At 55.5% G+C, this 355-nt stretch carries 1 protein-coding gene; it reads right to left on the reverse strand.

Features of this window, described 5'->3' with window-relative positions:
- Window positions 1–93 precede the first annotated feature (93 nt).
- Window positions 94–355 (reverse strand): hypothetical protein (locus G6R25_RS24695; protein ID WP_163554720.1); only part of this gene is annotated, 262 nt, incomplete at its 5' end.

A 355-nucleotide genomic window follows, 5' to 3' on the forward strand; every position in this document is an offset into this window, starting at 1 on the left:
TTCGCTGACCGTCACCCGAGTTTCGAAAGGATCAACCTGGCGGTTTCGGAATAGCTTCCATGTTTGCCATACTCGTGACAAGAGTACTCATTCTCACTCTTCTTGGTGGAGACGTAGGTTCTGGACGACCAGATTCGCCAGGAAGAAGCAGTCGGCGGCGAGATCCACGTCATCCGGAGGATTTTCAAATGTTTCAAGCATCGCTATGGCGGTCGGATATCTTTCTTCGAACTGTAACGCGACCACGACGTCGGTGAACGTTTCGGGACCTGTCCGGCGAGCGGAATGAAACGCCTCGCGGGCCCGAATCACCGCCTCGGAGTACTCGTGGCGATCCCGATGGTAGCTGCAGGCT

It is taken from the genome of Candidatus Frankia alpina (assembly GCF_902806485.1).
GTDB classification, from domain to species: Bacteria; Actinomycetota; Actinomycetes; order Frankiales; family Frankiaceae; genus Frankia; species Frankia alpina.